The following is a 23,516-nucleotide window of genomic DNA, read 5'->3' on the forward strand; positions in this document are numbered from 1 at the left end:
AACGATGAGCGACGCCCTCGATCCGGCATCCCCTCTTCCGGAGAGCAGGACATCATCTGTTGGGATGGCGCTCTAACCACGATCTGCGCCGCCCACATTCCGAACAGATCGTCAGAGCCTGCCGGCGATCCGGTGCGCGTCACATCATGGGGCCCCGAGCCCCGGCGGCCGGGCGTCAGCTGATCGTGTCGCGGCCTCGGACTTCCCGATCAATCGGCGATCGGCGGACCGGCATCGTCGGGGGCCTCCCGCGGCGTGGGCCGGGGTTTACGCGCCGGCTTAGGGGGTTGGACGGCCCGGGCCTGCGGTGGGGCTTGCGTGACCGGCCGCTGCGGCGGCCTCGGCGGCCGCTCGATCTGGACCCGCGGTGGGGCTACGGGCGCCGCGGCCGGCGGGATCGCGACGGCCCTCCGGTTCTGCGGAGTCGATCGCGGCGGCTGCGTCGGGCCCGGGGCGGCCGGCAATCCCGCTGCCTGGCCAGTCTTCGCCGGCAGCGGCACGGCGGCCGATACGGGGCCTGCGGCGGCATTCTGCGGGACCACCTCACAATGCTGGCTGCAATTGCTGACGACCGCCTCCACGACCTTGCCGTCGATCGTCGCGGAGACGATGCAGCGAGCCGGATGGTAGATCAGCTCATACTGGAACCGGCCCTTGTCGTCCGATTCGGTGCGGAACTTGTCCTCCAGCACCACGGGCATGTGCGGGCGCTCCGTCGTCCCGACGATGTAGAGTCGGCCCGTCGTGATCGCCGCGAGGGTGATCTCCGGCCCCGCCCAGGCGGACCCGCACGTCGCTAGGGCGCCGAGCCCGGACGCGGCGACAATCGAGGCGAAACGAACCAACCGAGATATCTCCGCGTTCGGCCGTCGATATGCCACGGCTAGACGATCTTCAGGCGGAGATAGTTATGACATCTAGCTTGCGCAGGCGATAGCGATTGTCATCAGCGCTATCGTGCCAGTTTAGATTTCGTTGTGCATGAGGGCGAGCGCGCCGACGAGCGCGCAGGCTGCGCGGATATCCGGCGTCGCGCATGAGGCCGCCGCCGTTCCCGCACGAAAACGGCCTGTCCCACGGTGGGTACCGCTCAGGCGCTCGATGTTCGGGGATGTCTTGAGAAGATCTTGGTGGGCGCACTAGGGTTCGAACCTAGGACCCGCTGATTAAGAGTCAGCTGCTCTACCAACTGAGCTATGCGCCCGATCGCGTCTGCGATCCGCCCCGGCGGCCACCAAGTCCGTCCGGGGTGGCGGGCTGATACCAACGTGGCCGGGGGCTGTCCACCCCCGGCCGCGATTTTTCGTCATTCTGCCGCCGCGTGCTGTGCATGAACCCGCACGGCGTGGGCCGCGAGCTTGTTCAGCGCCGAGAGATACGCCTTGGCGGAGGCGACCAGCGTGTCCGGGTCGGCGCCGCGGGCGGTGACGCTGCGCTCGCCGTCGCGCAGGCGCACCGAGACCTCGGCCTGGGCGTCCGTACCACCGGAAACCGCCTGGACCTGGTACAGCTCCAGCTCGGCCTTGTGCGGCACCAGGGCGGTGATCGCGTTGAACACCGCGTCCACCGGACCGTTGCCGTCCGCCTCCTCGATCCGGGTGCCGGTCTCGTCGGCGATGCGCAGGGTCGCGCGCTGCGGGCCGCGCGTGCCGGCGATGACCGAGAGCGAGACCAGCCGGATCCGGTCGTGCGCCGTGGCGAGGTTCTCGTCGACCAGCGCCTCGATATCCTCGTCGTAGACGTGCTTCTTGCGATCGGCCAAGGCCTTGAACCGCTCGAACGCGTCCTGGAACTGGTTGTCGGACAGGTGCAGGCCGAGGTCGTCGAGCTTGGAGCGGAACGCCGCCCGGCCCGAGTGCTTGCCCATCACCAGGGAGGTCTTGCTCAGGCCGACCGAGGCCGGGGTCATGATCTCGTAGGTCTCGGCGTTCTTGAGCATGCCGTCCTGGTGGATGCCGCTCTCGTGCGCGAAGGCGTTGCGGCCGACGATCGCCTTGTTGAACTGCACCGGGAAGTTGGTGGCGTGGCTCACCAGCTTCGAGGCGCGGGTCAGCATGGTCGATTCGATGCCGGTCTCGTAGGGCAGCACGTCCGCGCGGGTGCGCAGCGCCATGACGATCTCTTCGAGCGCGGCGTTGCCGGCGCGCTCGCCGATGCCGTTGATCGTGCACTCGACCTGCCGGGCCCCCCCCTCGATGCCGGCCAGCGAGTTGGCGATCGCGAGGCCGAGATCGTTGTGGCAGTGGACGGAAAAGACCGCCTGGTCGGCGTTCGGCACCCGCTCGCGCACCGACGCGAACATGTCGCGGTACTCGGCCGGCGTGGCGTAGCCCACCGTGTCGGGCAGGTTGATCGTGGTGGCGCCGGCCTTGATCGCCGCCTCGACGCAGCGGCACAGGTAGTCGATCGGCGTGCGGGTCGCATCCATGGCCGACCATTCCACGTCCTCGACGAGGTCGCGGGCCTGGGCCACGGTCTTGAGGATGATCTCCAGGACCTCGTCCTGGGTCTTGCGCATCTGGTGCGCGAGGTGGATCGGCGAGGTCGACACGAAGGTGTGGATGCGGCCGCGCCGGGCGTGCCGCACCGCCTCGCCGGCCCTGGCGATGTCGGCGGGAATCGCGCGGGCGAGACCCGCGATGGTGGCGCGCTTGGTGCGCTTGGCGATCTCCGACACCGCCTCGAAATCGCCGATCGAGGCGATCGGGAAGCCGGCCTCGATGATGTCGACGCCCATCGTGTCGAGGAGCTCGGCGACCGCGAGCTTCTCGTCGTGGGTCATCGTGGCGCCGGGGCATTGCTCGCCGTCGCGCAAGGTGGTGTCGAAGATGACGATGCGTTCGCGGGCGGCGGTGCTGGTGGTCGTGGTCATGACGTTACCCTGTCGCGGGCCGCCCGGCGGAAGGCTCGGCGCGGCGTGGTGCCCCGGGAGGAGCTGAAGTTCGCGAGTTCCGACAATCCCCTGAAGGCCCAGGCGCGCGCGCCCGGACGGCCCTCAGGGGCGGGTAAGCAGAAGCGGAAGACGAAGCCCGGCGCGACGCGCACGCGACCGCGACGCCGGCGGAGCGGCGTGGGCGGTCTCGGTCGCTGAGCCGGCTCTGGCCAAGGCTCGTCTCTCCCGGCTGAGGCGCGGACGGCGTGATGCAGCACCCGCGCGGTGGGCGGCAGAGGTAGCGCCCGCGTCGCGGAAACACAAGGGCCGCCTCGGGCCGCCGCCTTGCCAAGCGCGGGCCGCCCTCGATAAAGCCCGGCGGCACGTCGAGAGAGAACCCGCGAGACCGTCATGGCCAGCTACAAGCTCCTGCTCCTGCCCGGCGACGGGATCGGCCCGGAGGTCGCGGGCGGCATGCAGGTCGTGCTCGACGCCCTGAAGGAGACCGGGCTCGCCACCTTCGAGACCGAGACCGACCTCGTCGGCGGCTGCGCCCTCGACGCCCATGGCAGCCCGCTCTCGGACGAGACCCTGGCGCGCGCCCGGGCCGCCGACGCGATCCTGCTCGGCGCCGTGGGCGGCCCGAAATGGGCGGGCGTCGCCTACGAGAGCCGCCCGGAGGCCGGCCTCCTCCGTCTGCGCAAGGATCTGGAGCTGTTCGCCAACCTGCGGCCGGCGATCTGCTACCCGGCTTTGGCCGACGCCTCGGCGCTCAAGCGCGAGCTGGTCGAGGGCCTCGACATCATGATCGTCCGCGAGCTGACCGGCGGCGTCTATTTCGGCGAGCCCAAGGAGATCACCACCCTGCCGGACGGCTCGAAGCGGGCCGTGGACACGCAGGTCTACACCACGGGGGAGATCGAGCGGATCGCCCATGTAGCCTTCGATCTGGCGGGCAAGCGCTCGGGCCGGGTGGCCTCTGCCGAGAAGCACAACGTGATGAAGTCCGGCGTCCTGTGGAAGGAGGTCGTCACCAAGGTCCATGCCGAGCACTACGCCAACATCGCGCTGGAGCATGTGCTGGCCGACAATTGCGCCATGCAGCTCGTGCGCCGGCCCAAGCAGTTCGATGTGCTGGTGACCGACAACCTGTTCGGCGACGTGCTGTCCGACCTCGCCGCGATGCTGACCGGCTCGCTCGGCATGCTGCCCTCGGCCTCGCTCGGCGCGGTCGATGCCAGCGGCGTGCGCCGGGCGCTCTACGAGCCGTGTCACGGCTCGGCTCCGGACATCGCCGGCCAGGACAAGGCGAACCCGATCGCGATGATCGGCTCGCTGACCATGTGCCTGCGCTACTCGTTCGGCCTCGGCGAGGCCGCGGACGCGCTCGATGGCGCCGTCATGGATGCGCTGGCCAGCGGCGCCCGCACCGCCGACATCGCCGGCGCGGGCACCAGCCCGATCGGCACCCGCGCCATGGCGAACGCCGTGGCCGACGCCCTGCGTGCTCGGGTCGGCTGAGGATCCGTCACCGCCCGCGTGATAGGACGCATGGCGGATGCGTGCGGCCTTCGCTATGACGCACGGGCTTTAAAGCGCTCGCCGCCGAAGTGGCTACCGGTTCGGCGTCAGCGAGCGCGTCACATCAAGGACTTGGAGCCGTTCCCGAGCGCAACGCGATTGGGAACGGCTCTGGGCATCGGGAGCGTCATGAAGGCCGGGGACGGGGCGACGGAGCGCGAGAGCGCGGATTTCGGCTTCGAGCGCGTGTCGCTCGACGAGAAGCAGGGGCGCGTCGACAGCGTCTTCCACTCGGTCGCCCGCCGCTACGACGTCATGAACGACCTGATGTCGGCGGGCCTGCACCGGGCCTGGAAGGCGCAGCTCGTCTCGATGCTGCGGCCGCCGCAGGGCCGTCCCTTCGCGCATCTCGACGTCGCCGGCGGTACCGGCGACGTGGCGTTCCGGGTGCTCGCCGCGGGCGGCCCGAAGACCCGGGTCACGGTGCTCGACATCAACGAATCGATGCTGCGGGTTGGCGCCGAGCGCGCGAAGGAGAAGGTCGATGGCGCGGGCGACCGGATCGCCTTCGTGACCGGCAACGCCGAGACCCTGCCCCTGCCGGACGCCGCCTTCGACGCCTACACGATCGCCTTCGGCATCCGGAATGTGCCGCGGATCGAGACGGCGCTCGCCGAGGCACGCCGGGTGCTGAAGCCCGGCGGCCGGTTCCTGTGCCTCGAATTCTCGGCCGTCGACATCCCGCTGCTCGACCGCATCTACGACGCCTATTCCTTCCACGTGATCCCGCGGATCGGCGCCCGCGTCGCCGGGGATGCGGAATCCTACCGCTATCTGGTCGAGTCGATCCGCAAGTTCCCGACCCGGGGGGCGTTCAGCGGCATGATCGAGCGCGCCGGCTTCCGCCACGTCACCGACCGGCCGCTCTCGGGCGGGATCGTGGCGATCCATTCTGGCTGGAAGGTCTCCTGATCTTGGCCCACGCGCACCACCGCCCTCCCCCCGCTGCGGGGGGCGGGACAGCCCCGGTGCATCCATGATCGGCGCCGCGATCAACCTGTTCCGCGGCGGCCGGGTCGGCTTCGTCCTGGCGCGCGAGGGCGCGCTGGCCCTCGTGGATCCGTCGGAGCTGCCCGCCCATCTGCGCTTTGCCCTGAAGCTCGGGCGGACCCTGGAGCGGCCGGGCCTCGGCGACGGCGCAGCCGGGCTGTCGGCCGCCCTGACCCGGCTCGGCCCGTCCTACGTGAAGTTCGGCCAGTTCCTGGCGACCCGGCCCGACATCGTCGGCATGCGGGCGGCCTCCGATCTGGAGCGATTGCAGGACCGCGTGCCGCCGTTCCCGCAGGAAACCGCCCTGAAGGTGGTCGAGGCCGCGCTCGGCAAGCCGGTGCACACGCTGTTCGTGTCGTTCAGCGAGCCGATCGCCGCCGCCTCGATCGCTCAGGTCCACAAGGCCGTCGTGCAGGATGCCGACGGCACGCAGCGGGCGCTCGCCGTGAAGGTGATGCGCCCCGGTGTGCGCGAGCGGTTCATGCGCGACCTCGAAGGCATGCGCTTCATGGCCCGGGTGGTGCACGCCCTCTCGCCGCAGGCCGAGCGGCTGCGCCCGCGCGAGGTGGTGGAGATTCTGGCCCGCTCCGTGATGATGGAGATGGATTTCCGCCTGGAGGCGGCCGCCGCCTCGGAGATCGCCGAGAACACCAATGACGACCTCGATTTCCGCGTGCCGAAGCCCGAATGGGAGCTGACCGCCCGGGAGGTGCTGTCGGCCGAGTGGATCGAGGGCGTGCGCCTGCACAGCGCCGCCGAGCTCGCCGCCGCCGGCCACGATCCGCAGGCGATCGGGCGCACGGTGATCCAGAGCTTCCTGCGGCAGGCGATCCGCGACGGCTTCTTCCACGCCGACATGCACCAGGGGAACCTGCTGGTCGATGCCGAGGGTCGGCTGGTGGCGGTCGATTTCGGCATCATGGGCCGGCTCGGCCTGAACGAGCGCCGCTTCCTCGCCGAAATCCTGCTGGGCTTCATCCTGCGCGACTACCGCCGGGTGGCGAAGGTGCATTTCGAGGCCGGCTACGTCCCGGCGCACCATTCGGTGGAGGATTTCGCGCAGGCGATCCGGGCGATCGGCGAGCCGATCCACCAGCGCCGGGCCGACGAGATCTCGATGTCCAAGGTGCTGACTCTGCTGTTCGACATCACAGCCCTGTTCGATATGAGCACGCGGACCGAGTTGGTGATGCTGCAAAAGACCATGGTGGTGGTCGAGGGCGTGGCCCGCTCGCTCGATCCGCGCCTCGACATGTGGACCACCGCCGAGCCGGTGGTGCGCAGCTGGATCACCAAGAATGCCGGCCCGCTCGGGCGGGCCCAGAGCGGCTTCGAGGCGCTGCGGGTGCTGTCCGACGTGGTCGGCGACATCCCCGACCTCGCGACCCGGCTCAAGCGCGTGCTGGTCCGCCTCGACGAGGCCGGGACGGGCGATGCGCGGCGTCTGGAGCACTTCGCCCGCAGCGAGGGCCGGCGCGCGATCTGGTCGACGCTCGCCCTGTGGGGTATCGCGGTCGGGGCGCTGGTGATGGCGTTCCGGGGCGTGTGATCCTCACGGCGATTGAGGCCTCGCGGCCTCAATCCGACTCCGCATGCCCCGGCATCAGCGCCCGCAACTCGCGGGCAAGCTCGCTCAGCCCGGTCGTGCCCTTGGCGAGCACCCGGTCGGCCTGGCCGGCGAGGCGGCGGCGATCCTCGGCGGTGATGTCCTTGGCGGTGAGCACCACCACGGGGATGTCCCGCCAGTCCGGCCGGGTGCGCAAAGCCCGCAGGAAGCCGAACCCGTCCATCTCCGGCATCATCAGATCGAGCAGCACCAGGCAGGGCCTTTCTGCTTCCACGGTCTCCAGCGCCCGCAGGCCGTTCTCGGCCTCGACCACCGGGAAACCTTCGCGGCCCAGATAGGCGCAGAGGTGGGCGCGCACGTCCGCCTCGTCCTCGACCACCAGGATCGGGCCCTCGGTCGAGACCGGGCGGAACCGGTCGATGACGTGGCGCAGGCTGACCCAGTCGATCGGCTTCTGCAGATAGTCCGTGGCGCCCAGCGAGAAGGCGAGGTTCTGCTCGTCCAGAACCGTGACCATCACGATCGGCGTGGCGCCGATCTCGGGATCCGCCCGCAGGGCCCGCAGCACCGCCCAGCCGTCCATCTGCGGCATGGTCACGTCGAGCAGCACGGCCCGCGGGCGCAGGCTCCTCGCGAGTTCGAGACCCCGGCGCCCGTCCTCGGCGACCGCGACGGAGAACCCCTCGCGTTCCAGGAAGCGGGCGAGCAGGTCCCGGGTCGCGGCATCGTCGTCGACCACCAGGATCGTCCGGCGATCGCCCGGGGTCTCTCCGGTCGTGCCCGCGTGCTCGGCCTCCGGGCCCTGGAACTGCGCCGGCAGGGTCAGCGTGAAGGTCGTGCCCTGCCCTTTACGGCTGTCGACTGCGATGGCGCCGCCGAGCATCTCCGAGAAGGCCCGGGTGATCGACAGGCCGAGGCCGGTTCCGCCGAAGCGCCGAGTCGTCGAGGCGTCGGCCTGAGTGAAGCGCTCGAACAGCCGGCCGACCTGCTCGGCGGTCATGCCGATGCCGGTATCCGTGACCGTGAACCGAAGCGCCTCCGCGGTGCGGGCGACGCCGAGCGTGATCCGGCCGTTCTCGGTGAATTTCGCGGCGTTGCTCAGGAGGTTGATCAGGCACTGGCGCAGCTTGGTCACGTCGGTATGGGCCCGGCCGACGTCGTCGGTCAGCTCCAGGGCCAGGGCGTTGCCCTTCTTGGCGATCAGGCCCTCGACGGTGGCGGCCACGTCGCGGACCACCTCGGCCACGTCGAAATCCTCCGCGTAGATCTCGACCCGGTCGGCCTCGATCTTGGAGATGTCGAGCACGTCGTTGATCAGGCCGAGCAGGTGGCGGGCGTTCGACTCGATCTTCTTCATGTCGGCGATCAGGTCGGCCTCGCCGAGATCCTCCAGCTCCTCCTGGACCATCTCGGAATAGCCGATCACCGCCGAGAGCGGCGTGCGCAGCTCGTGGCTCATATTGGCCAGGAACTGGCTCTTTGCCTCGTTGGCGGCTTCCGCGGCGGCCCGGGCCGCCTCGATGGCGGCCTCCGCCTCCTTGCGCTCGGTGATGTCGGTGTGGGTGCCGACCCATTCGCGTAAGGTCCCGTCCGCTTCGAGGATCGGGACCGCGCGCACGCTCATGTGCCGGTAGGCGCCGGAGCGGGCGCGCAGCCGGTGCTCAGTGGCGTAAGGCGTCAGGGTCGAGACCGCCCGGGACCAGTCGGCCTGGGTGTGGGCGCGGTCGTCCGGGTGGATCACGTCGAGGAAGCCGAGGCCGGCATAGGTGGCCTCGTCCTGCCCGGTGAAGCGGCTCCAGGCGGTCTGGCGCCGATGCAGGCTCCCCTCCGGATTGGCGGTCCAGACGATCGCCGCGCTGGCCTCGATCAGCGAACGGAAGCGCTCCTCGCTGCGCCGGGTCCGCATCTCGGCGAGGTGCCGGATCGTGTCGTCGACCACCACCAGGCCGACGCCCTCCACGTCGCCGCCGCTGCCGGGCGCCGTGCCCTCGCCGCGCAGGGGATAGAAACTCATCGAGAACTGGCGCACCCCGCCCGGCGCAGAGGGCGTCGGCACCGCCACCGGCACGTTCGGCGAGACCAGCCCCGCTTCCAGGGCTGCGGCGAGCTTGGGCGCCAGCTCCTCGCGCAGGGTCGGCAGCATCGCCCAGATCGGGGCGCCGAGATCGGCCCCGAAGCCGCGCTCGCTCATGGTGGCGAGTGCCCGGTTCATATGGCGGATCTTCAGGTCCCGATCGAGGAAGCCGAGGCCCACTGGGGCGTTGGCCAGAACGCCGTCGAGCAGGCGCGACATGCGCAGCGATTCCTGCCGCCGCACCAGGGCGAGGCGGGCGAGCAGCACGATCGCGCCGAGCGCCGCCGCACCGGACAGCAGGAACAGGATCAGTCCGCGCCAGCGCTCCCGGACCTGCACGTCGGCCAGGCGCTGCGCCGTCATCGCCTGGCGGGCGGCGGCCTCCATGCGGATCGCGTCCATGAGACGCTTGCCCTCGCCGGTGCGCACCAGGTCGGTGGCCGCGTCGAAGCCTTTGTCCCGGCGCGCGGCGACGACGCGGGTGGCGAAATCACGCTTCTGCGCCACCAGCCCGGCGAGCGACGGGCCGCCGACGCGCACCGGCTCCTGCGCGGTGCCGCCGAGCCCGGCGAGCTCGGTTTCGAGCTTGCCCAGCGCGAGGGTGTAGGGCGTCAGGTAATCTTCGCTGCCGACCAGCACGAAGCCGCGCTCGCCGGTCTCCAGGTCCTTGACCTCGGAGAGCAGGCGCTCGACCCCCGCGATGGTGGCGTTGGCCTGCGCGGTGGCGGCCCGGTCGGCTTCCCCGGCGATGTAGTTGGCCGTGCCCGCCGCGAGCGCCACGACCAGCAGGACGAAGGCGGCCGGCGAGCCGAGCAGCGGTCCCAGCGGACCGGCACCGCGCCAGTTCGGGCGCCGCAGGCGGAAGATCGAGCCGACTCCCGGGCGGCTCACGTCTCCACCAGCCCGGTGCTGGCGCCCGATGCCTCGGAATCGGCTCGCCCATGTGGCAAGGCGAGGTATTCGCGCGAGCGCATCTCGATCAGGCGGGAGACCGTCCGGTCGAACTCGAACGCCTCGCGGCCGGTCTGCGCCGTGTAGAGGTCCTGCGCCTCGGCAGCCGCGGAGGCCACGAGCTTCACGTGCCGGTCGTAGAGCGTGTCCACCAGGGTGATGAAGCGCTTGGCCTCGTTGCGCTCGGCCTCGCCCAGGACCGGGATCCCGTCGAGGATCACCGTGTGGAAGGCCCGCGCCAGGGCCATGTAGTCCGAGGCGCCGAGCGGCTTGCGGCACAGATCGTCGAAGTGGAAGCGCGCGACGCCGCTGGCCTCCTCGGGGATGGCGACGTCCCGGCCGTGGACCTGGATCGTGGCCGCTCTCCCCTTCGCCTTGCCGGTGAGCCCCTTGAACGCGGCGTCCAGGGCCGCGCGCGCGGCCTCGTCCGCCGGGACATGATAGACGGCCGCGCCGCCGAGCTTCTCCAGGCGGAAATCGGTCCGCGAGTCCAGACGCACGACCTCGACTTGGTCCTTCAGGGTCGCGATGAAGGGCAGGAACAAGGCCCGGTTGAGACCGCCCTCGTAGAGCCGGTTGGGCTCGACGTTGGAGGTCGCCACCACGATGACGCCCCGCCGGAACAGGTGGCCGAACAGGCGCCCGAGGATCATGGCATCCGCGATGTCGGTCACCGTGAATTCGTCGAAGCACAGCAGGGTCGCCTCGTCGGCGAGCTGGTCCGCCACGGGGCCGATCGGGTCGTCGCCCTTCACGGTGCCGGCCTTCAGGGCCTGGCGGTAGGCGTGGATTCGCTCGTGCGCGTCCGCCAGGAACCCGTGGAAGTGGACCCGCCGCTTCGGTCCCGGCGCGGCCTCGTGGAACAGGTCCATCAGCATGGTCTTGCCGCGGCCCACCGAGCCCCAGATGTACAGACCTTTGGGGGCCGGCACCTCGTCCTTGCGCCGGAACAGCCAGCCGAGCGCGCTGGTCTTGCTGGCCCGCTTGCGGCGTCCGAGATCCTGGATCAGCCGGTCGAGGGCGCGCACGAGCTGCGCCTGGGCCGGATCGCGCTCGATCGCGCCGGTGGCGACCAGGGCCTCGTAGCGTTCGTGGACCGGGCCGGGCGACACGGCACTGGCCCGCGCCTCCGCGGAGGGCGCGTGTGGCTTCCCGGTTTGCTCGCTCACGCCCCCGGTCCCCTGCAATGCGATACGGCGCCGGACCGGCACCCCCCGCCCGGTCGGCCGTTCCCGCCGGGGCCGCATCCCTGTGCCGTGCAAGCTCGCCGCGAATCAAGCCCAGGGATCGCAGCAAGCTGGAACAGAGCTGCGCAACCCGTTCCATCAGGCCGGCGCATGGCAGCACCCCCGCGCATGGCCTCAGTCATATTGCTGCATTGCACAACGCGGATCGGGATGCGAAATCATCCCGGTCTTTCAGGAGGAACGTCCGGGCCAACCTGCGCGACAACGTGCACAGACCGGAGATCCATCATGGCCGTTCGACACCTCGCCGTGTCGGCCCCCACGGTCCGGCGCCTATGGCCGGCCGACCGCAACGCGGTGCTCGACTATTTCCTGGGCCTCGACCCGGAGGCGCGTGCGAATCGCTTCATGGGCAATGTCAGCGAAGCCGGTGTGCGGGCCTATGCCGCGCAGGCGCTCACGGCCGACGGCGTGATGTACGGCGCCTTCGTGGACGGAGAGCTGCGCGGGCTCGCCGAATTGCGACCCATGGGCGCCGGGGCAACGCCCTACGGCCTCGGGCCGCGTGCCGAGGCGGCCTTCGCTGTGGAGCGGTCGTTTCGTCGGCGAGGGATCGGGGCGGCCCTGTTCGCCCGGATCGCCCGCGCGGCGCGGCATCGGGGCGTCGCCGATCTGCACGTGCGCTGCCTGTCGGGCAACGGGCCGATGCTGCGGCTCGCGGCCAAGCAGGGCGCGGCGCTGCAGCGCGCCGGCACCGAGACCGAGGGCGCGCTCCATCTCGCCCGGCCGACGCCGTTCTCGCTCTGGTACGAGAGCATCGCGGAGGCGTTCGACTTCACGCTGGCCGTGAGTTTCCCGAGCCGCGAGTGGGCAACGGCCTGAATCGCGTCACCCGGCGGCGTCGCCGACGAGTGCGAAGGTCAGCAGGTCCACCGACGCCGCCCCGCCGCGCAGGAGCGCCCGGGACGCGGCGTTGCCGGTGGCGCCGGTCGTCATCACGTCGTCGATCAGCAAGACGCGCCGCCCGCGGATCCGGTGCGCCTGTGCGGCCTCCACCCGGAACGCGCCGCTCAGGTTCTCGGCCCGGGCCGGTCGGCTCAATCCGACCTGCGAGCGGGTCGCCCGGACCCGGACCAGCGCCGACGGCTCGAACGGCAGATCGGCGCCCCGGGCGATCACCCGGCCGAGAAGCGCGGCCTGGTTGAAGCGGCGGCGCCAGAGTCGCCAGCGATGCAGCGGGACCGGGACAACGCACTCCGCCTCGGCGATGAGGGCCCGGCCGCTCGCCGTCATCATCCGGCCCATGACCCCGGCCAGGTCGAGGCGGTCCTCGTATTTCAGCCGGTGGACGAGACGGCGGGCGACCTCGTCGTAGAGGGCGACCGCCCGGGCCCGCCCGAAGACCGGCGGCTCGGCGATGGCCCGAGGGGAGAGCAGCGGCCCGACCCCGAGATCGACCGCGAACGGTGTGCCGAAGCGCTGGCACAGGGGTTCCTCGATCAGGCGCAGGCCGGTCCAGCAGGCCGGGCACAGAGCGCCGGGATCAGCAGTTGCACCGCCGCAGCCGGAGCAGGTCGGCGGGTAGACCAACGACAAGACCCCGCGCGGCAAGCCGCGCAGGGCCGATGCGACGGCCTCGATCGCCGTCATGCGGTCGTTGGACCGGTTTTAGCGGGCCGAGACCGGGCGTGCACCCTGCTGGTCGATCTCCTGATCCCGCTGCCGGGCCTGGGAATTCGCCCGGTGACGACCGATGGCGCAGCCGGCGGCGGCGCCGACTAGGCCGTGATGCCCGGCATAATGGCCGGCGATGCCGCCGACGATCGCGCCCTTGATGCAGCCCTTGGCCTCCGCGCCGCTCGCGGCGGTGAGGGCGGCGAGGGCCATTGCGGCTCCGATGAGCGTGCGCTTCATGACCTGCACTCCTTGATCAATCTCGGCCTTGCGGCCAGTCGCAGCAGGAACGGCGGCGATGCCGAGTCGTTCCATGATGTTAGCGCCGCTCACGGGCCTGTGTGGAGCCACGACCCTGCTCTTGCACAAGCATGCTGGCGGGACGCCGCCGCAAGCGCCATGTGCAGGCCCATGAACGCCCCGGCCGCCCTGTTCGACACCGCCCTCGCCCGCCATCGCCTCGCCCGGGCCGAACGGACCGGCTACGCCGGTTTTCTGCTCGACCGGGTCGTCGAGGATCTGGATGACCGCCTGGGCGCCGTGCTGCGCAACTTCGGGACGGTGCTCGACCTCGCCACCCCGGGTGCGGGCGCCGCGGGGGCGTTGGCAATCCGATACCCGGAGGCCCTGCGGCTCCATGTGGCGGCCTCGCCCGCACCCGGCGGAAACCGGATCGTCGGAGATCCGGAAGTCCTGCCTCTGGCACCGGGAAGCCTGGACCTCGCCGTCTCGTTGCTGGCGCTCCACGCCGTCAACGACCTGCCCGGGACGCTGATCCAGCTGCGCCGGGCGCTGCGGCCGGACGGGCTGTTCCTCGGCTGCCTGCTCGGCGGCGCGACCCTGACCGAGCTGCGCCAGAGCTTCGCCCAGGCCGAGAGCGAGATCGAGGGCGGGATCAGTCCGCGGGTGGCGACGTTCGCGGCGGTGCGCGAGGCTGGCGCCCTGCTGCAGCGGGCGGGCTTCGCCCTGCCGGTGGCCGATACCGACACCCTGACGGTGCGCTACGCCGATCCGTTCGGGCTGATGCGCGACTTGCGCGCCATGGGCATGACCAACGTGCTCACCGAGCGGCGCCGCACGCCCCTGCGCCGGGCGACCCTGGTGCGCACCGCGGAGGTCTATGCCGAGCGCTTCTCCGACCCGGACGGGCGGGTGCGCGCGACCTTCGAGGTGCTGTGGCTGTCGGGCTGGGTGCCGCACGAGAGCCAGCAGAAGCCACTGCGGCCCGGGACCGCGAAGTCCCGCCTGGCCGATGCCCTCGGAACCGTCGAGCTGAAACCCGAACTTGGGAGAGTGCCATGAAACAGCCGGGACCGGATCACCCGATCACCCTCACGCCGGAGCCGCGCCGGATCCGCGTGCTGGTCGCTGGCGTGGCGGTGGCGGACACGCGCAACGCCGTGCGCCTGCAGGAGGCGAGCTACCCGGCGGTGTTCTATATCCCCCGGGCCGACATCCGAGCCGACCATTTCGGTCCCTCGGCGCGGACCAGTCACTGCCCGTACAAGGGCGATGCCCGCTACTTCGATCTCGTGATCGACGGCACGCGGCGACCCGATGCCGTGTGGAGCTACGAGGCACCCTATCCGGCGGTGGCGAAGATCCAGGGGCACGTCGCGTTCTATCCCGACCGCGTCGATGCCATCGAGGTGCTGGACGGGTCATAATAGGGCTTGCGTTCCCGGCCGCCGTTCCCGGCCGGCCCGGGCGTATGATCGTCCACACCGTCATTGCGAGCGCAGCGAAGCAACCCAGCGCAGCGCACGATCTCAGAATGGTGCGTGTCCCTAGGTTGCTTCGCTGCGCTCGCAATGACGGGAATGAACGAGCCAGATCCCTCATCCAACAGGCAAACCGACTTTCAGGCGCGTCTTCATCGCGACGCGTCGGAGAGACGGAAAAGGCAAGGAGCGTTATCTGGCCGCCCAACGACTTGGCCGAAAACGTCTCAGTCTCGCAACAACCCCCAGAACGCGTGCTTGCGGCCGTGATCCCGCCGCAGCGCCTCCCGGTAGACGGGCGGCGCCGGGTCGATCGCTCCCGCCGCCAGGCGATCCGCGAGGCCGTCCAGCTCCAGCAGGTAGCGGGCGCCGTGGCTGTAGGCGGCGCTGCGGCCGGATTCGAGGATGCCATCCAGCAGGCGGCGATACAGGATCGTGGCGGCAAGCGGGTGATTCTGGGCAAAGGCGTCAGCGGCCGGCGCCAGCACCGTATAGTGCTCGCCCTGCCAGAGCTTTCGCTTCTGTTCGACCAGCCCGGCAGCCCGGGATAGGTCCGGCCAGCCAATCAGGAAGGCGAGCGCCCGGTGCGGATTGGCGTAGGATTCGGCGTGATCCATCGCCTTGAGAAGCGCCTCCTCGTCCTCGAAATCCGGCAGCTTGGCGAGGTAGGCACGCAGCATCGGGGCATCGAGATCGCGCTCGAACAGCGTCCAGCGCAGGGCCTGCGCCGCGTCGCCCCGGCCCAGCGCGTCGAGGATCTCGATCTCCAGGGCCTGCCGCTCGCGCTCGGGTCCGCGCGGGTCGAAGCCGGCGATCAGATCGGCCCGCGTGACGATGCGCAGGCCCGGCTCCTGCGCGCGTCGGATCCAGTCCAGGGCCTCCCCGGCCCGGTCGGCGGCGAGCAGCCTCTGAGCGACCGACAGGCGGTCCTCCCGGCCCGGGGCGATCGCGTTCTCCAAGGCGATGTACGCGTCGGCGTCGTTGCGCGTGTCGGCGATTGTCTGGCGCAGGCGCAGGATCTGGCCTCTTGCGGCATTGCGGCGATAGGCGGCCTCGGTCCGGGGCCCGCTGGCCTTCGCCATGCCGGATGCCGCCTGCGCGAGGGCGGCGTCGATCTCCGTCAGCGCGTTCGCATCGAGGCTCGGGACCATCTCCGCCAGCAGCGTGCCGAGGGGGCCGAACGGGTCGGCCGTGAACGGGCCGACGAGGCTGGTCGCGATCCGTCCGGCCTCGGCAGGCGTCAGGCCAGCAGCGATCGCCACGAAGGCGTCGGTGGCGCGCTCGTAGACGCCCTGCACCGCGCCGGTGCTGTCGTCGACCCGGTTCAGCACCGCGTCGGCGCCGTCGAGGAACCGGCGGAGCCGTTCGAGGGCCGCGCCGGCATCCAGCGGGCGCAGCTCGTTGAGGATGACCGTCACGGTGGCGTCGAGATCGGCCGCGAAGGCCCGGCGCTTCTGCCAGTCGATATAGCTCTGGGCGGATTCGAGCGCGGCCAGCCGCCGGTCGATCATCGCCGCCACCGCGTCCGGCCCCTGCAGGGCGGCGAGCGCGGCGGTGACCAGCTTCTTGAAGGTGGGGTTGCGCGCGGTCTCGCCGAGGATCAGCCCGATGAGCCGATCGGGTCCCAAATCCGCAAGTGTCTCGGGTGACGGGGTCGTGCGGCGCGCGCCCTTGGGACGCGCCGGTTTGGCGATCGCGTCCGGCTTCGGGCGGGCTTTGGTGCCAGCCCGAGGCTTGCTACCCGCCTGGGTCAGGGCCTTCGCACGCGCCACAATACGCCCCGTCGATACGCCCGGTCGGGCTACTCCTCGACCTTGGCGCGGGGGCGATCGTTACCCTGCGCGGTCTCGTCGTGCCAGCTTCCGGCCTTGTCCTGGTAGCGGATTCCCTCGGTGGAGCCGGGGACCTGCTGCTCGGCGGCTGCGGCCTGGGCCGCCTGCAACGCGTCTTCGCGGCTCGGGAAGGTCTCGGAGAAGACGTCGCCGACCTTGTAGGCGAAGCCGCCATCGTGCTCGACGATGCGATAGGTAACTTCGGACATCTCGACTCCTGGACGCGTTCGGAACGGTTGCAGATTGGTTGAACGCGAACCCGTCGCCCGCCGCACGGTTCCAACCCGGCCTCCGATCCGCCGGAAAGTCGGGCTAGCCGTGCCGGATCCCGGCATGCAGACGACAATGATGCTTCGAACGATCCTGGCCTTCGCCCTTCTCCTGGCCGCGCAGCAAGCCCGTGCCGAGGAGGGGTTCTTCGACTCGCTCTTCGGCGGCTCGTCGCGGTCCGCGCCGCCCAACCCGTTCGCGTCGAACTACCCGTCGGCCCCACCGACCGCCGACGACGTCCGCGCGGAGCGGCAGCGCCGCCCGGTCCGCGGCGAGCGCAGCCGGGGCCCGGTGCCGCCGGGCCGGATCCCGGAGGAGTGACGCGCCCATCGTTCGGGTCTTCATGGTGCGGACGGCGGGACTCGAACCCGCACGGCCTTGCGGCCGCAAGATTTTAAGAACTGCGCAGCGGCCTAACCGGGCCTAACAGTTCTCACGATTTTCGGCCCGCAACTCGTTCCAACGCTTGGCCTTTTCGCCAAAGACGCATAACACCGACAAACATTGCAAAACGGCCCTTAACAGGCCAAGCTGCATCCCCCGGTGTTACCCCGAAAGGCGCGTCTTGTGGCAGCAAAGGTGCTGACCGTGCAAAGCGTCGAACGCCATAAGCCACGCCCCGCGCAGCGTCTGGAGATCCCGGACGCGGCCCTGCCGGGGTTCTATCTGATCGTCCAAACCTCGGGCTTCAAATCCTGGGCGGTGCGCTACCGGATCGCCGGGAAGCCCCGGAAGTACACGATCGGCCCCTACCCTCTCTTCGACCTCGTCACGGCCCGCGCCCGGGCCCGGGAGGCGCTGCAGATGGTAGCGCTCGGCCAGGATCCGGTCCTGGTGAAGCGCGCCACTGCCGAAGCCGCGAAAATGGCTGCGGAAGACCGGGTCGAGCGGGTCGTGACGCTGTACGTCGACCGGCACCTGAAGCCGAACGGCAAGGCCGGCTATGCCGAGACCCAGGAGGCGCTGCTCCGCAACCACGTCGTGCCGCGCTGGGGCCAGCGCCGGATCGGCGACGTGACCAAGCGCGAGGTGGTAGCCCTCATCGATGGGCTGACCGATGCCGGCATGACCACCGGCGCCAACCGCGTGTTCGCGGCGACCCGGGCGCTGTTCAACTTCGCCCTGCGGCGCGAGATCATTGCCACCACGCCGTTCCTCGGGCTCAAGCCGCCGCTGGCTGAGACAAGCCGCGATCGCGTGCTGACCGACATCGAGGTGCGCCTGGTCTGGCGGGCGGCTGAAGCGGTCGGCTTCCCGTTCGGGCCAGCCGCGCAACTGCTTCTGCTCACGGCTCAGCGCCGAGACGAGGTCATTCGCATGGTCCGCGCCGAGGTCGATGGCGATCTGTGGACCCTGCCGGCCGATCGCACGAAGAACTCGCTGGAGCACCTCGTACCGCTGGCGCCCCCTGCCCTCTCGATCCTCGATGCCGTGCCGCGGATCGCCGGCACGGCCGGGTACGTGTTCACCCGGTCCGGCGACGCGCCGATGTCGGACTACACGTCGACCAAGGCGCGGCTGGACAAGGCCATGCTGGCGATCGCTCGCAAGGATGCTGAGACGGCCGGCCGTGATCCTGGTGCTGTTGAGCTGAAGCCCTGGCGGCTCCACGACCTTCGGCGCACGGCTTCCACCGGCATGGCCCGGCTCGGGATCCCGCTGCACGTGACCGAGGCGGTTCTGAACCATCGCTCCGGGACGCTCGGCGGTTTGGCCGGCATCTACAATCGGTACCAGTACCTCGACGAGAAGCGGGTGGCTCTGGAGGCGTGGGCAGCGCAGGTCGAGGCGATTGTCGGCACAAGGTATGTCTGAACTCTGGGTGCCATTCCACGTGGCTCTATCAATGGTCACGGAGAGCATCGGCTCCCAAGTGCTGGCGTGGGACGAGCTTCCTCGGCTGTTGCAAGACGGACATGTGCGCGCAATCGCGGAGTGCACTGATATCCACGAGGTAACCGGGGAGCGCATGCGGACCTATGACGTTCCGTTGCCTAAAGAATGGTGGTCTCAGCAGAAGAGGTTTCACCGCTCGGCGTTCGACTCGCGGCTGTATCTGATGGTTGAAAGAGAGGAGCGTTATCAGGACAAAGGAATATGGTTCTATAAAGCGCAGGTTTATGACACCGTCAGATTGTTTGTTCCTGACTTAGAGCGACATGCTCCGGCTCGGCAGGCGAGTAAATTGTCAACTGTTGAACCATTTGTGCGCCCGGAACCTCTGGGATTGCCCGCAGAGACGCGAAAGCGCGGCCCTAAGCCTAGCAAAACATTGGCCGTTATAGAGGCTATGAAGAGCTTTCCTCGCGCCGAGCTTGCGGAGATGAGTGAAAAAAATATGGCGCATGTCTTCAAGGCCTCACGCGATACGTGCCGCCGAGCTCGCGAACAGGTTTTGTCGGAGTTCTTGAACTGAAACTCCGACAAACTTCGACAATCGACAAATAGCGACACACCCCAGTTCTGACCATCCTGAGCGTGTTCCAACAAGGAGCCACGCAATGAGCCCACTTGTCCCCAAATCCGGCGAAGACCTGCTGCCGGCCACACCGGTCCGTGCCCGCTATGGCGTGTCGGACATGACGATCTTCCGCTGGCTGGCCGACCCGAAGCTCGGGTTCCCGCAGCCGATCCGCATCAACGGGCGCCGCTACTGGCGGCTGGCCGATCTGCAGGCCTTCGAGGCCCGGCTGGCTGAGAAGGAGGCCGCATAGGTTGACCCACAACGTCAGAACCCCCGGCGCTGGTACGCCGAGGGCTCTGGGAAATGTCTGCTTGGCGGCTGACGATCTCAGAGATACCGCACCCCATACCGACCTTCAAGCGCGTCGGGTCACCGCGCGCCTGAAATGCAGCCCGGCCGTCGCCGCAGTCATCGCGGCTCACGCCTTCGGTCTGCCAGAGAACTGGAGGCGCGCATGAGCGCCCCCACCCTCAACCCCAACGACTACGCATATGGCGACCCGGACAAGTATCGGGCCCACATCGCCGAACTGATGGCCCTCGTCAGCTTGCGCGCCAACATGGCCGGCGACTATGCGGCCATGCGCGACGATGCCGGCCTTCGGTACTCGATGAAGTGCGCGGCGGCCGAGTTCCGTGCCGCCCTCAACTTGCTCGGTGATCTGACCGAGCAGTTGGATCGCGAGCGCCAGCGTCGGCAGCCCTCGCCCGCCTCCCATCCCCATTCGAATCAGGAGGCGCGCGTATGAAGGCGCAGCACTTCGCCGCCGAGGTGTCCCGCCTCGGTTCGGCAGCCGATGACCAGCGTCACGGTGATCGCGCCAGGCCTAACGGCGCCAACGGCACTATTGGCACAGGGGGGTCTGGTTCCTGGCCGGAGCCAGACCTGAGCCTGCTCGGCACCGGTCGGCGCTCGCCGCCGGCCTTCCCTCTCCATCTGCTCGGCCCCTGGGCCGGCTGGTGCGAGCGCAAGGCCAAGGGCGCGTCCGCGCCGGTGGACTATGTGGCGGTTGCCCTTCTCGCCAGCGTCGGCGCCACCATCGCCAACGTGCGCTGGCCCCAGGCCGGTACCGCGTGGTCGGAACCGCCGATCTTGTGGTGCGCGGAGGTTGGGCCGCCATCCTCATCCAAGTCGCCGAGCATGGATGCAGCCTTCAACCTCGTGCGCTTCGCCGAGGATCGGATGGCCGACGGATTCGAGGCGGTTCAGCAGGAGTACGCCACCGCCAAGCAGGCCTGCGAGGCCCGGGTCGAGGCGTGGAAGATCGAGGTCCGCACCGCCGTGAAGAACGGCGACCCGCCGCCCGCGATGCCGGCCGACGCGCAGGAGCCGCCCGCGCCGGTTCGGCCGCGGATTCGGGTGGCGGATGCCACGGTCGAGGCGCTGGGAGCCCTGGCGGCCGGTCTGCCGCGCGGCCTGCTGCTCGTGCGGGACGAACTGGCCGGCTGGCTCGGCGCCTTTGATAAGTACGGTGGCGGCGGCTCCGACCGGGCGTTTGCGATCGAGATGTATGGCGGGCGTGCCTACGTCGTGGACCGGATGAAGAACCCGGAGCCGCTGCGGATCCGGCATCTCAGCATCGGCGTGCTCGGTGGTGTCCAGCCGGACAAGCTGGAGATGATCCTGAACGGTCCCGACGACGGGTTGGCCTCGCGACTGCTCTGGGCGTGGCCGGAGACGAAACCGGACTTCAACCTCGCCCGCGGCGCGCAGGACGACGGGCCGATGCAGCGCGCGTTTGCCCGCCTCACCGATCTGCTTCAGCTCTATGACGAGTTCGGCCACCCGGAGCCGGTGTTGGTGCCGCTCGCCCGCGAGGCTGAGGATCGGCTGGAGGCATTCGCCCGGGACATCGTCGAGCGCTGCCACGTGGCCAGCGGCCTGCTCGCCGGCACTCTTGGCAAGGCCCGCGGGCACGCCCTGCGTCTGTCCGCCGTGCTGGAGTTCCTGTGGTGGTGTGGCGGCTCCGATCAGGCCGAACCGCAGGTCATCTCGCCGAACGCGGTCACCGCGGCGGCCGACCTGTTGAACGCCTACTTCCTGCCGATGGCCGAGCGGGTTTTCGGCGACGCCACGATTCCGATGGTGGAGCGGCGTGGGATGCTATTGGCACAGCACCTCCGGCAGAACCGACTGCCCGAGTTCAACGCCCGCGAGGTCCGACGCCAAGTCGGCGGCATGCTGCGGGACGCGGCCGACATGGATGCGGCCTGCAAGCAGCTCGTCGAGGCCGGGCTGATCCGGCCGCGCTTCACCCGGGCCGGCGAGGTGAAGGGCCGGAAGTCTCAGAGCTACGAGGTTCACCCGGAGGTCGCTGTCACCCGCCCTTTTGCCGGTAGCCCGGTTCCTGAGCGATCTTACCCCCCTGTGCCAATAGTGCCATTAGCGCCAATAGCTCCGAAAACTGACCTAACGGCACAAACGGCACAAACGGCACAGGGGGGTAAGATAAATTCGGACGCGGCCTCCGAGGAACGGTTGGTGGCCGTCTACGACGCGTTCGCTGCCAACGACGCGTCCGCCCCAACGCTGTTCGCCCAGATCATGGATGAGATCGGCATCGACGAGATCATGCGCCTGGGCGCCATCGCTCGGGAGAAGATCAACCGCGCCTACGTCGAGATGGGACCGGCCGAGCGCGCACGGTTCCATCAGCGGCATGGCGTCGGAGTTCTGGTCGGCGCGCGTCCGGAGCCGAAGCGGAAGGGCAAGATCCAAGAACCGGTGCCGTTCACTGATAACACTCGGCGCCGGCTTGCCGACCACTACCGGAACCTGCGTCACTCCTCCGGGGCGATCGAGAAAACCGCGCTCCTCCGGCACAACGTGCTGGCGATCTGGGCGCATGATGGCATCCCGGAAGATTTCTTGGATGATTTACGGGCGCATGATGCAGCTGAGGCGCTGCCGTGATGTCGGCCGATCCTTTCTCCTTAGATACCTACGCTAGCTGCGCCTGCATCAGCAGCCTGTTTGACGGTGGCGCCCTTGCGCAGGGCTGCAGCTATTGCGGCCGAGGCCGTATCGATTGCGCTAGCACGCTCGTCACCGTAGTCGCGCGCGCTGTTCATCTCGGATCCCACCCGTGCGTAGAAATTATCCGGGAAGCGCTTACTCATGCGCTCCCTCAATATAGCCGTCGCGCTGCGATAGTCGCCGTCAAAATCAGCCGACATATTGCCGGAATTGGAATTGTAACTACCATTATCTCGCGACTCATAACCCTCATTGTCGTCGGACGCACTTGCTCTGAACGTAAAAAAAGCGACGATCTTCGAAAACAAACTCTTGTTAGTATTCATTGGATTTCCTCAAAAAGACGGCGTCGAACGCGCCTTCCTCTTCCATCAAGCACTCGGCAGCATCGAAAAAGTTCCGGAGCCCTGCCATGACGCTTACCGAACGCGACCGCTTCGAGAAGTGCCTCTCCCTAGCCAAGCGCGGAGCTACAGCCGGCGAACGAGCTGCCGGCCTTGCCGCAGCCGAGCGTGTTGCTGCCTCCGCCGGCATGACGCTGGCAGAAGCCAAGGTTGCTCTCGGAAGCTCTCGACCAGCGCCGCCAAGAATGGATTGGCCGTGGCCATCGCCCCGCGCGGCACGGAGGACCCCGCCGAGGGCGAAAGCCAAGCGCCCCGTGAAGCCGCCGACCTTGGAGGAGGTGCTTCAGCAGAGGGCTGAAGCCGAGGCGGAAAAGCGCCGGGCAACGGCCGCAACGGAGCGCAGGCTGCTGAAGGTACTGGCTGAGCAGGCTGCCTACGAGGCGCAGCAGCGAGAGATGCAAGCCGAGCGTGATTGGGAGTGGGCGCGATCCCGGGCGAACGTCTGAAACTTATTCGGAGGGAGGTGCGTATCGGCTCGCGTACCTCTTTCGGCTAATCCGCGTGCCGGCTTGATGGTGGATCCATTCCCATCGGCGTAATGCGACGGATGCCGGAAGGTGCAAATGAATTTATGGAGTTAGGGTATTCAATCGTGACGCCACACATGATCCGCGCAATGGACACTATCTGCAAATTTCTCAATCTTGATTTTCCTTCTCAGGATAGCGGAAAGCACATTGCTTTCCAAAATGTGTCTATGCCTTTTCGCAAAATTATCATGCTTGCGCTGGTTGGGGTAATGTGGGCGGTAGTTATTGGCGCCGCTGGATATTTAATTGCGACGAATTTTCGATAGTACATGGCCTAAATTAAAGTCGATAAAATTTTAGCAAAAACATCGAAGCTGAATCGATGTGACGAATTGTTCTTTTTGTCGCAACAAATTCTGCATCGCCTTATGCACGCTACCGTTGTACCATCCTGGCTCTTCCTCGCTTTAGGGGGATTAAGCG

General features: G+C 68.8%; 23 protein-coding genes and 1 tRNA gene. 14 read left to right on the forward strand and 10 right to left on the reverse strand.

Features of this window, described 5'->3' with window-relative positions; genetic code table 11:
• Window positions 1-209: 209 nt before the first annotated feature.
• The 3 genes from MKL09_RS17965 to MKL09_RS17975 all read right to left on the reverse strand — a co-directional run bounded on the left by MKL09_RS17965 (window position 210) and on the right by MKL09_RS17975 (window position 2,872).
• Window positions 210-845, reverse strand: coding sequence for a hypothetical protein (locus MKL09_RS17965; protein WP_244022307.1), 636 nt, complete (start codon window positions 843-845; stop codon window positions 210-212).
• Window positions 846-1,128: 283 nt separating this feature from the next.
• Window positions 1,129-1,204: transfer RNA gene (locus MKL09_RS17970), tRNA-Lys, on the reverse strand.
• 102 nt (window positions 1,205-1,306) lie between these two features.
• On the reverse strand, window positions 1,307-2,872 hold the full coding sequence (locus tag MKL09_RS17975) for a 2-isopropylmalate synthase (RefSeq protein WP_244022309.1): 1,566 nt from the start codon (window positions 2,870-2,872) through the stop codon (window positions 1,307-1,309).
• Between the two features lie 411 nt (window positions 2,873-3,283).
• Between MKL09_RS17975 and leuB the strand changes: the two genes are divergently transcribed.
• The 3 genes from leuB (at window position 3,284) to ubiB (ending at window position 6,992) form a co-directional block, all read left to right on the forward strand.
• Window positions 3,284-4,393: a 3-isopropylmalate dehydrogenase gene (gene leuB, locus MKL09_RS17980; RefSeq protein ID WP_244022311.1), complete on the forward strand. Its 1,110-nt coding sequence runs from the start codon at window positions 3,284-3,286 to the stop codon at window positions 4,391-4,393.
• A 189-nt stretch (window positions 4,394-4,582) separates the two neighbouring features.
• Window positions 4,583-5,365, forward strand: a complete 783-nt coding sequence (gene ubiE / locus MKL09_RS17985) for a bifunctional demethylmenaquinone methyltransferase/2-methoxy-6-polyprenyl-1,4-benzoquinol methylase UbiE (protein WP_244022313.1) — start codon at window positions 4,583-4,585, stop codon at window positions 5,363-5,365.
• 64 nt (window positions 5,366-5,429) lie between these two features.
• Window positions 5,430-6,992, forward strand: coding sequence for a 2-polyprenylphenol 6-hydroxylase (gene ubiB, locus MKL09_RS17990; RefSeq protein ID WP_244022315.1), 1,563 nt, complete (start codon window positions 5,430-5,432; stop codon window positions 6,990-6,992).
• Between the two features lie 28 nt (window positions 6,993-7,020).
• Here the strand turns inward: ubiB and MKL09_RS17995 are convergent, their stop codons facing one another.
• Window positions 7,021-9,975, reverse strand: coding sequence for a response regulator (locus tag MKL09_RS17995; RefSeq protein ID WP_244022317.1), 2,955 nt, complete (start codon window positions 9,973-9,975; stop codon window positions 7,021-7,023).
• Window positions 9,972-11,204: a cell division protein ZapE gene (gene zapE, locus MKL09_RS18000; protein ID WP_244022319.1), complete on the reverse strand. Its 1,233-nt coding sequence runs from the start codon at window positions 11,202-11,204 to the stop codon at window positions 9,972-9,974. Before zapE ends, MKL09_RS17995 begins: the two co-directional genes overlap by 4 nt.
• A gap of 306 nt (window positions 11,205-11,510) precedes the next feature.
• Here zapE and MKL09_RS18005 point away from each other — a divergent pair, with 306 nt between their 5' ends.
• A complete protein-coding gene (locus MKL09_RS18005; protein ID WP_244022321.1) occupies window positions 11,511-12,104 on the forward strand; it encodes a GNAT family N-acetyltransferase in 594 nt (197 codons plus the stop codon).
• Window positions 12,105-12,110: 6 nt separating this feature from the next.
• On the opposite strand, the gene MKL09_RS18010 is transcribed toward MKL09_RS18005, so the two are convergent.
• Both MKL09_RS18010 and MKL09_RS18015 read right to left on the reverse strand, forming a co-directional pair.
• Window positions 12,111-12,872 carry a ComF family protein gene (locus MKL09_RS18010; protein WP_244022323.1) on the reverse strand — a complete coding sequence of 254 codons (762 nt, stop codon included), beginning with the start codon at window positions 12,870-12,872 and terminating at the stop codon, window positions 12,111-12,113.
• An 18-nt stretch (window positions 12,873-12,890) separates the two neighbouring features.
• Window positions 12,891-13,136, reverse strand: coding sequence for a hypothetical protein (locus MKL09_RS18015; RefSeq protein WP_244022324.1), 246 nt, complete (start codon window positions 13,134-13,136; stop codon window positions 12,891-12,893).
• A gap of 171 nt (window positions 13,137-13,307) precedes the next feature.
• On the opposite strand from MKL09_RS18015, the gene MKL09_RS18020 reads away from it, so the two are divergent.
• Both MKL09_RS18020 and MKL09_RS18025 read left to right on the forward strand, forming a co-directional pair.
• Complete coding sequence (locus tag MKL09_RS18020) at window positions 13,308-14,198, forward strand: methyltransferase domain-containing protein (RefSeq protein ID WP_244022326.1); 891 nt, start codon at window positions 13,308-13,310, stop codon at window positions 14,196-14,198.
• Complete coding sequence (locus tag MKL09_RS18025) at window positions 14,195-14,563, forward strand: DUF427 domain-containing protein (RefSeq protein ID WP_244022328.1); 369 nt, start codon at window positions 14,195-14,197, stop codon at window positions 14,561-14,563. Before MKL09_RS18020 ends, MKL09_RS18025 begins: the two co-directional genes overlap by 4 nt.
• A gap of 281 nt (window positions 14,564-14,844) precedes the next feature.
• Here the strand turns inward: MKL09_RS18025 and MKL09_RS18030 are convergent, their stop codons facing one another.
• Window positions 14,845-16,389, reverse strand: coding sequence for a DUF6880 family protein (locus tag MKL09_RS18030; protein ID WP_244022330.1), 1,545 nt, complete (start codon window positions 16,387-16,389; stop codon window positions 14,845-14,847).
• A 29-nt stretch (window positions 16,390-16,418) separates the two neighbouring features.
• The gene (locus MKL09_RS18035) at window positions 16,419-16,658 is read right to left on the reverse strand and encodes a hypothetical protein (RefSeq protein ID WP_244022332.1); all 240 of its coding nucleotides are present in this window, start codon (window positions 16,656-16,658) and stop codon (window positions 16,419-16,421) included.
• Window positions 16,659-16,782: 124 nt separating this feature from the next.
• Here MKL09_RS18035 and MKL09_RS18040 point away from each other — a divergent pair, with 124 nt between their 5' ends.
• The 6 genes from MKL09_RS18040 (at window position 16,783) to MKL09_RS18065 (ending at window position 22,096) form a co-directional block, all read left to right on the forward strand.
• A complete protein-coding gene (locus MKL09_RS18040) occupies window positions 16,783-17,040 on the forward strand; it encodes a hypothetical protein (protein WP_244022334.1) in 258 nt (85 codons plus the stop codon).
• Between the two features lie 267 nt (window positions 17,041-17,307).
• Entirely contained in the window at window positions 17,308-18,534 is a 1,227-nt protein-coding gene (locus tag MKL09_RS18045; protein WP_244022336.1) for a tyrosine-type recombinase/integrase, read from the forward strand.
• Window positions 18,527-19,135 (forward strand): hypothetical protein, encoded by a 609-nt coding sequence (locus tag MKL09_RS18050; RefSeq protein ID WP_244022338.1) that lies wholly within the window; start codon window positions 18,527-18,529, stop codon window positions 19,133-19,135. The genes MKL09_RS18045 and MKL09_RS18050 overlap by 8 nt, the downstream gene beginning before the upstream one ends.
• An 85-nt stretch (window positions 19,136-19,220) precedes the next feature.
• Window positions 19,221-19,433, forward strand: coding sequence for a helix-turn-helix transcriptional regulator (locus tag MKL09_RS18055; RefSeq protein WP_244022340.1), 213 nt, complete (start codon window positions 19,221-19,223; stop codon window positions 19,431-19,433).
• Between the two features lie 204 nt (window positions 19,434-19,637).
• Window positions 19,638-19,931 (forward strand): hypothetical protein, encoded by a 294-nt coding sequence (locus tag MKL09_RS18060; protein WP_244022342.1) that lies wholly within the window; start codon window positions 19,638-19,640, stop codon window positions 19,929-19,931.
• Window positions 19,928-22,096 (forward strand): DUF3987 domain-containing protein, encoded by a 2,169-nt coding sequence (locus tag MKL09_RS18065; RefSeq protein WP_244022344.1) that lies wholly within the window; start codon window positions 19,928-19,930, stop codon window positions 22,094-22,096. Before MKL09_RS18060 ends, MKL09_RS18065 begins: the two co-directional genes overlap by 4 nt.
• A gap of 20 nt (window positions 22,097-22,116) precedes the next feature.
• On the opposite strand, the gene MKL09_RS18070 is transcribed toward MKL09_RS18065, so the two are convergent.
• On the reverse strand, window positions 22,117-22,485 hold the full coding sequence (locus MKL09_RS18070; RefSeq protein WP_244022346.1) for a hypothetical protein: 369 nt from the start codon (window positions 22,483-22,485) through the stop codon (window positions 22,117-22,119).
• 332 nt (window positions 22,486-22,817) lie between these two features.
• Between MKL09_RS18070 and MKL09_RS18075 the strand changes: the two genes are divergently transcribed.
• Together MKL09_RS18075 and MKL09_RS18080 are read left to right on the forward strand one after the other, a co-directional pair.
• Window positions 22,818-23,009, forward strand: coding sequence for a hypothetical protein (locus MKL09_RS18075; RefSeq protein ID WP_244022347.1), 192 nt, complete (start codon window positions 22,818-22,820; stop codon window positions 23,007-23,009).
• A gap of 101 nt (window positions 23,010-23,110) precedes the next feature.
• Window positions 23,111-23,359: a hypothetical protein gene (locus MKL09_RS18080; RefSeq protein ID WP_244022349.1), complete on the forward strand. Its 249-nt coding sequence runs from the start codon at window positions 23,111-23,113 to the stop codon at window positions 23,357-23,359.
• The last annotated feature ends 157 nt before the right edge of the window (window positions 23,360-23,516 follow it).

Source organism: Methylobacterium sp. J-048, assembly GCF_022829515.1.
Classification (GTDB): domain Bacteria; phylum Pseudomonadota; class Alphaproteobacteria; order Rhizobiales; family Beijerinckiaceae; genus Methylobacterium.

Bases quoted from the DNA above. Each gene is read 5' to 3' on its own strand.
- MKL09_RS17975 (WP_244022309.1), bottom strand. From the start codon at position 2,872: ATGACCACGACCACCAGCACCGCCGCCCGCGAACGCATCGTCATCTTC.
- leuB (WP_244022311.1), top strand. From the start codon at position 3,284: ATGGCCAGCTACAAGCTCCTGCTCCTGCCCGGCGACGGGATCGGCCCG.
- ubiE (WP_244022313.1), top strand. From the start codon at position 4,583: ATGAAGGCCGGGGACGGGGCGACGGAGCGCGAGAGCGCGGATTTCGGC.
- ubiB (WP_244022315.1), top strand. From the start codon at position 5,430: ATGATCGGCGCCGCGATCAACCTGTTCCGCGGCGGCCGGGTCGGCTTC.
- MKL09_RS18005 (WP_244022321.1), top strand. From the start codon at position 11,511: ATGGCCGTTCGACACCTCGCCGTGTCGGCCCCCACGGTCCGGCGCCTA.
- MKL09_RS18010 (WP_244022323.1), bottom strand. From the start codon at position 12,872: ATGACGGCGATCGAGGCCGTCGCATCGGCCCTGCGCGGCTTGCCGCGC.
- MKL09_RS18015 (WP_244022324.1), bottom strand. From the start codon at position 13,136: ATGAAGCGCACGCTCATCGGAGCCGCAATGGCCCTCGCCGCCCTCACC.
- MKL09_RS18020 (WP_244022326.1), top strand. From the start codon at position 13,308: ATGAACGCCCCGGCCGCCCTGTTCGACACCGCCCTCGCCCGCCATCGC.
- MKL09_RS18025 (WP_244022328.1), top strand. From the start codon at position 14,195: ATGAAACAGCCGGGACCGGATCACCCGATCACCCTCACGCCGGAGCCG.
- MKL09_RS18035 (WP_244022332.1), bottom strand. From the start codon at position 16,658: ATGTCCGAAGTTACCTATCGCATCGTCGAGCACGATGGCGGCTTCGCC.
- MKL09_RS18040 (WP_244022334.1), top strand. From the start codon at position 16,783: ATGCAGACGACAATGATGCTTCGAACGATCCTGGCCTTCGCCCTTCTC.
- MKL09_RS18050 (WP_244022338.1), top strand. From the start codon at position 18,527: ATGTCTGAACTCTGGGTGCCATTCCACGTGGCTCTATCAATGGTCACG.
- MKL09_RS18055 (WP_244022340.1), top strand. From the start codon at position 19,221: ATGAGCCCACTTGTCCCCAAATCCGGCGAAGACCTGCTGCCGGCCACA.
- MKL09_RS18060 (WP_244022342.1), top strand. From the start codon at position 19,638: ATGAGCGCCCCCACCCTCAACCCCAACGACTACGCATATGGCGACCCG.
- MKL09_RS18065 (WP_244022344.1), top strand. From the start codon at position 19,928: ATGAAGGCGCAGCACTTCGCCGCCGAGGTGTCCCGCCTCGGTTCGGCA.
- MKL09_RS18070 (WP_244022346.1), bottom strand. From the start codon at position 22,485: ATGAATACTAACAAGAGTTTGTTTTCGAAGATCGTCGCTTTTTTTACG.
- MKL09_RS18080 (WP_244022349.1), top strand. From the start codon at position 23,111: ATGCCGGAAGGTGCAAATGAATTTATGGAGTTAGGGTATTCAATCGTG.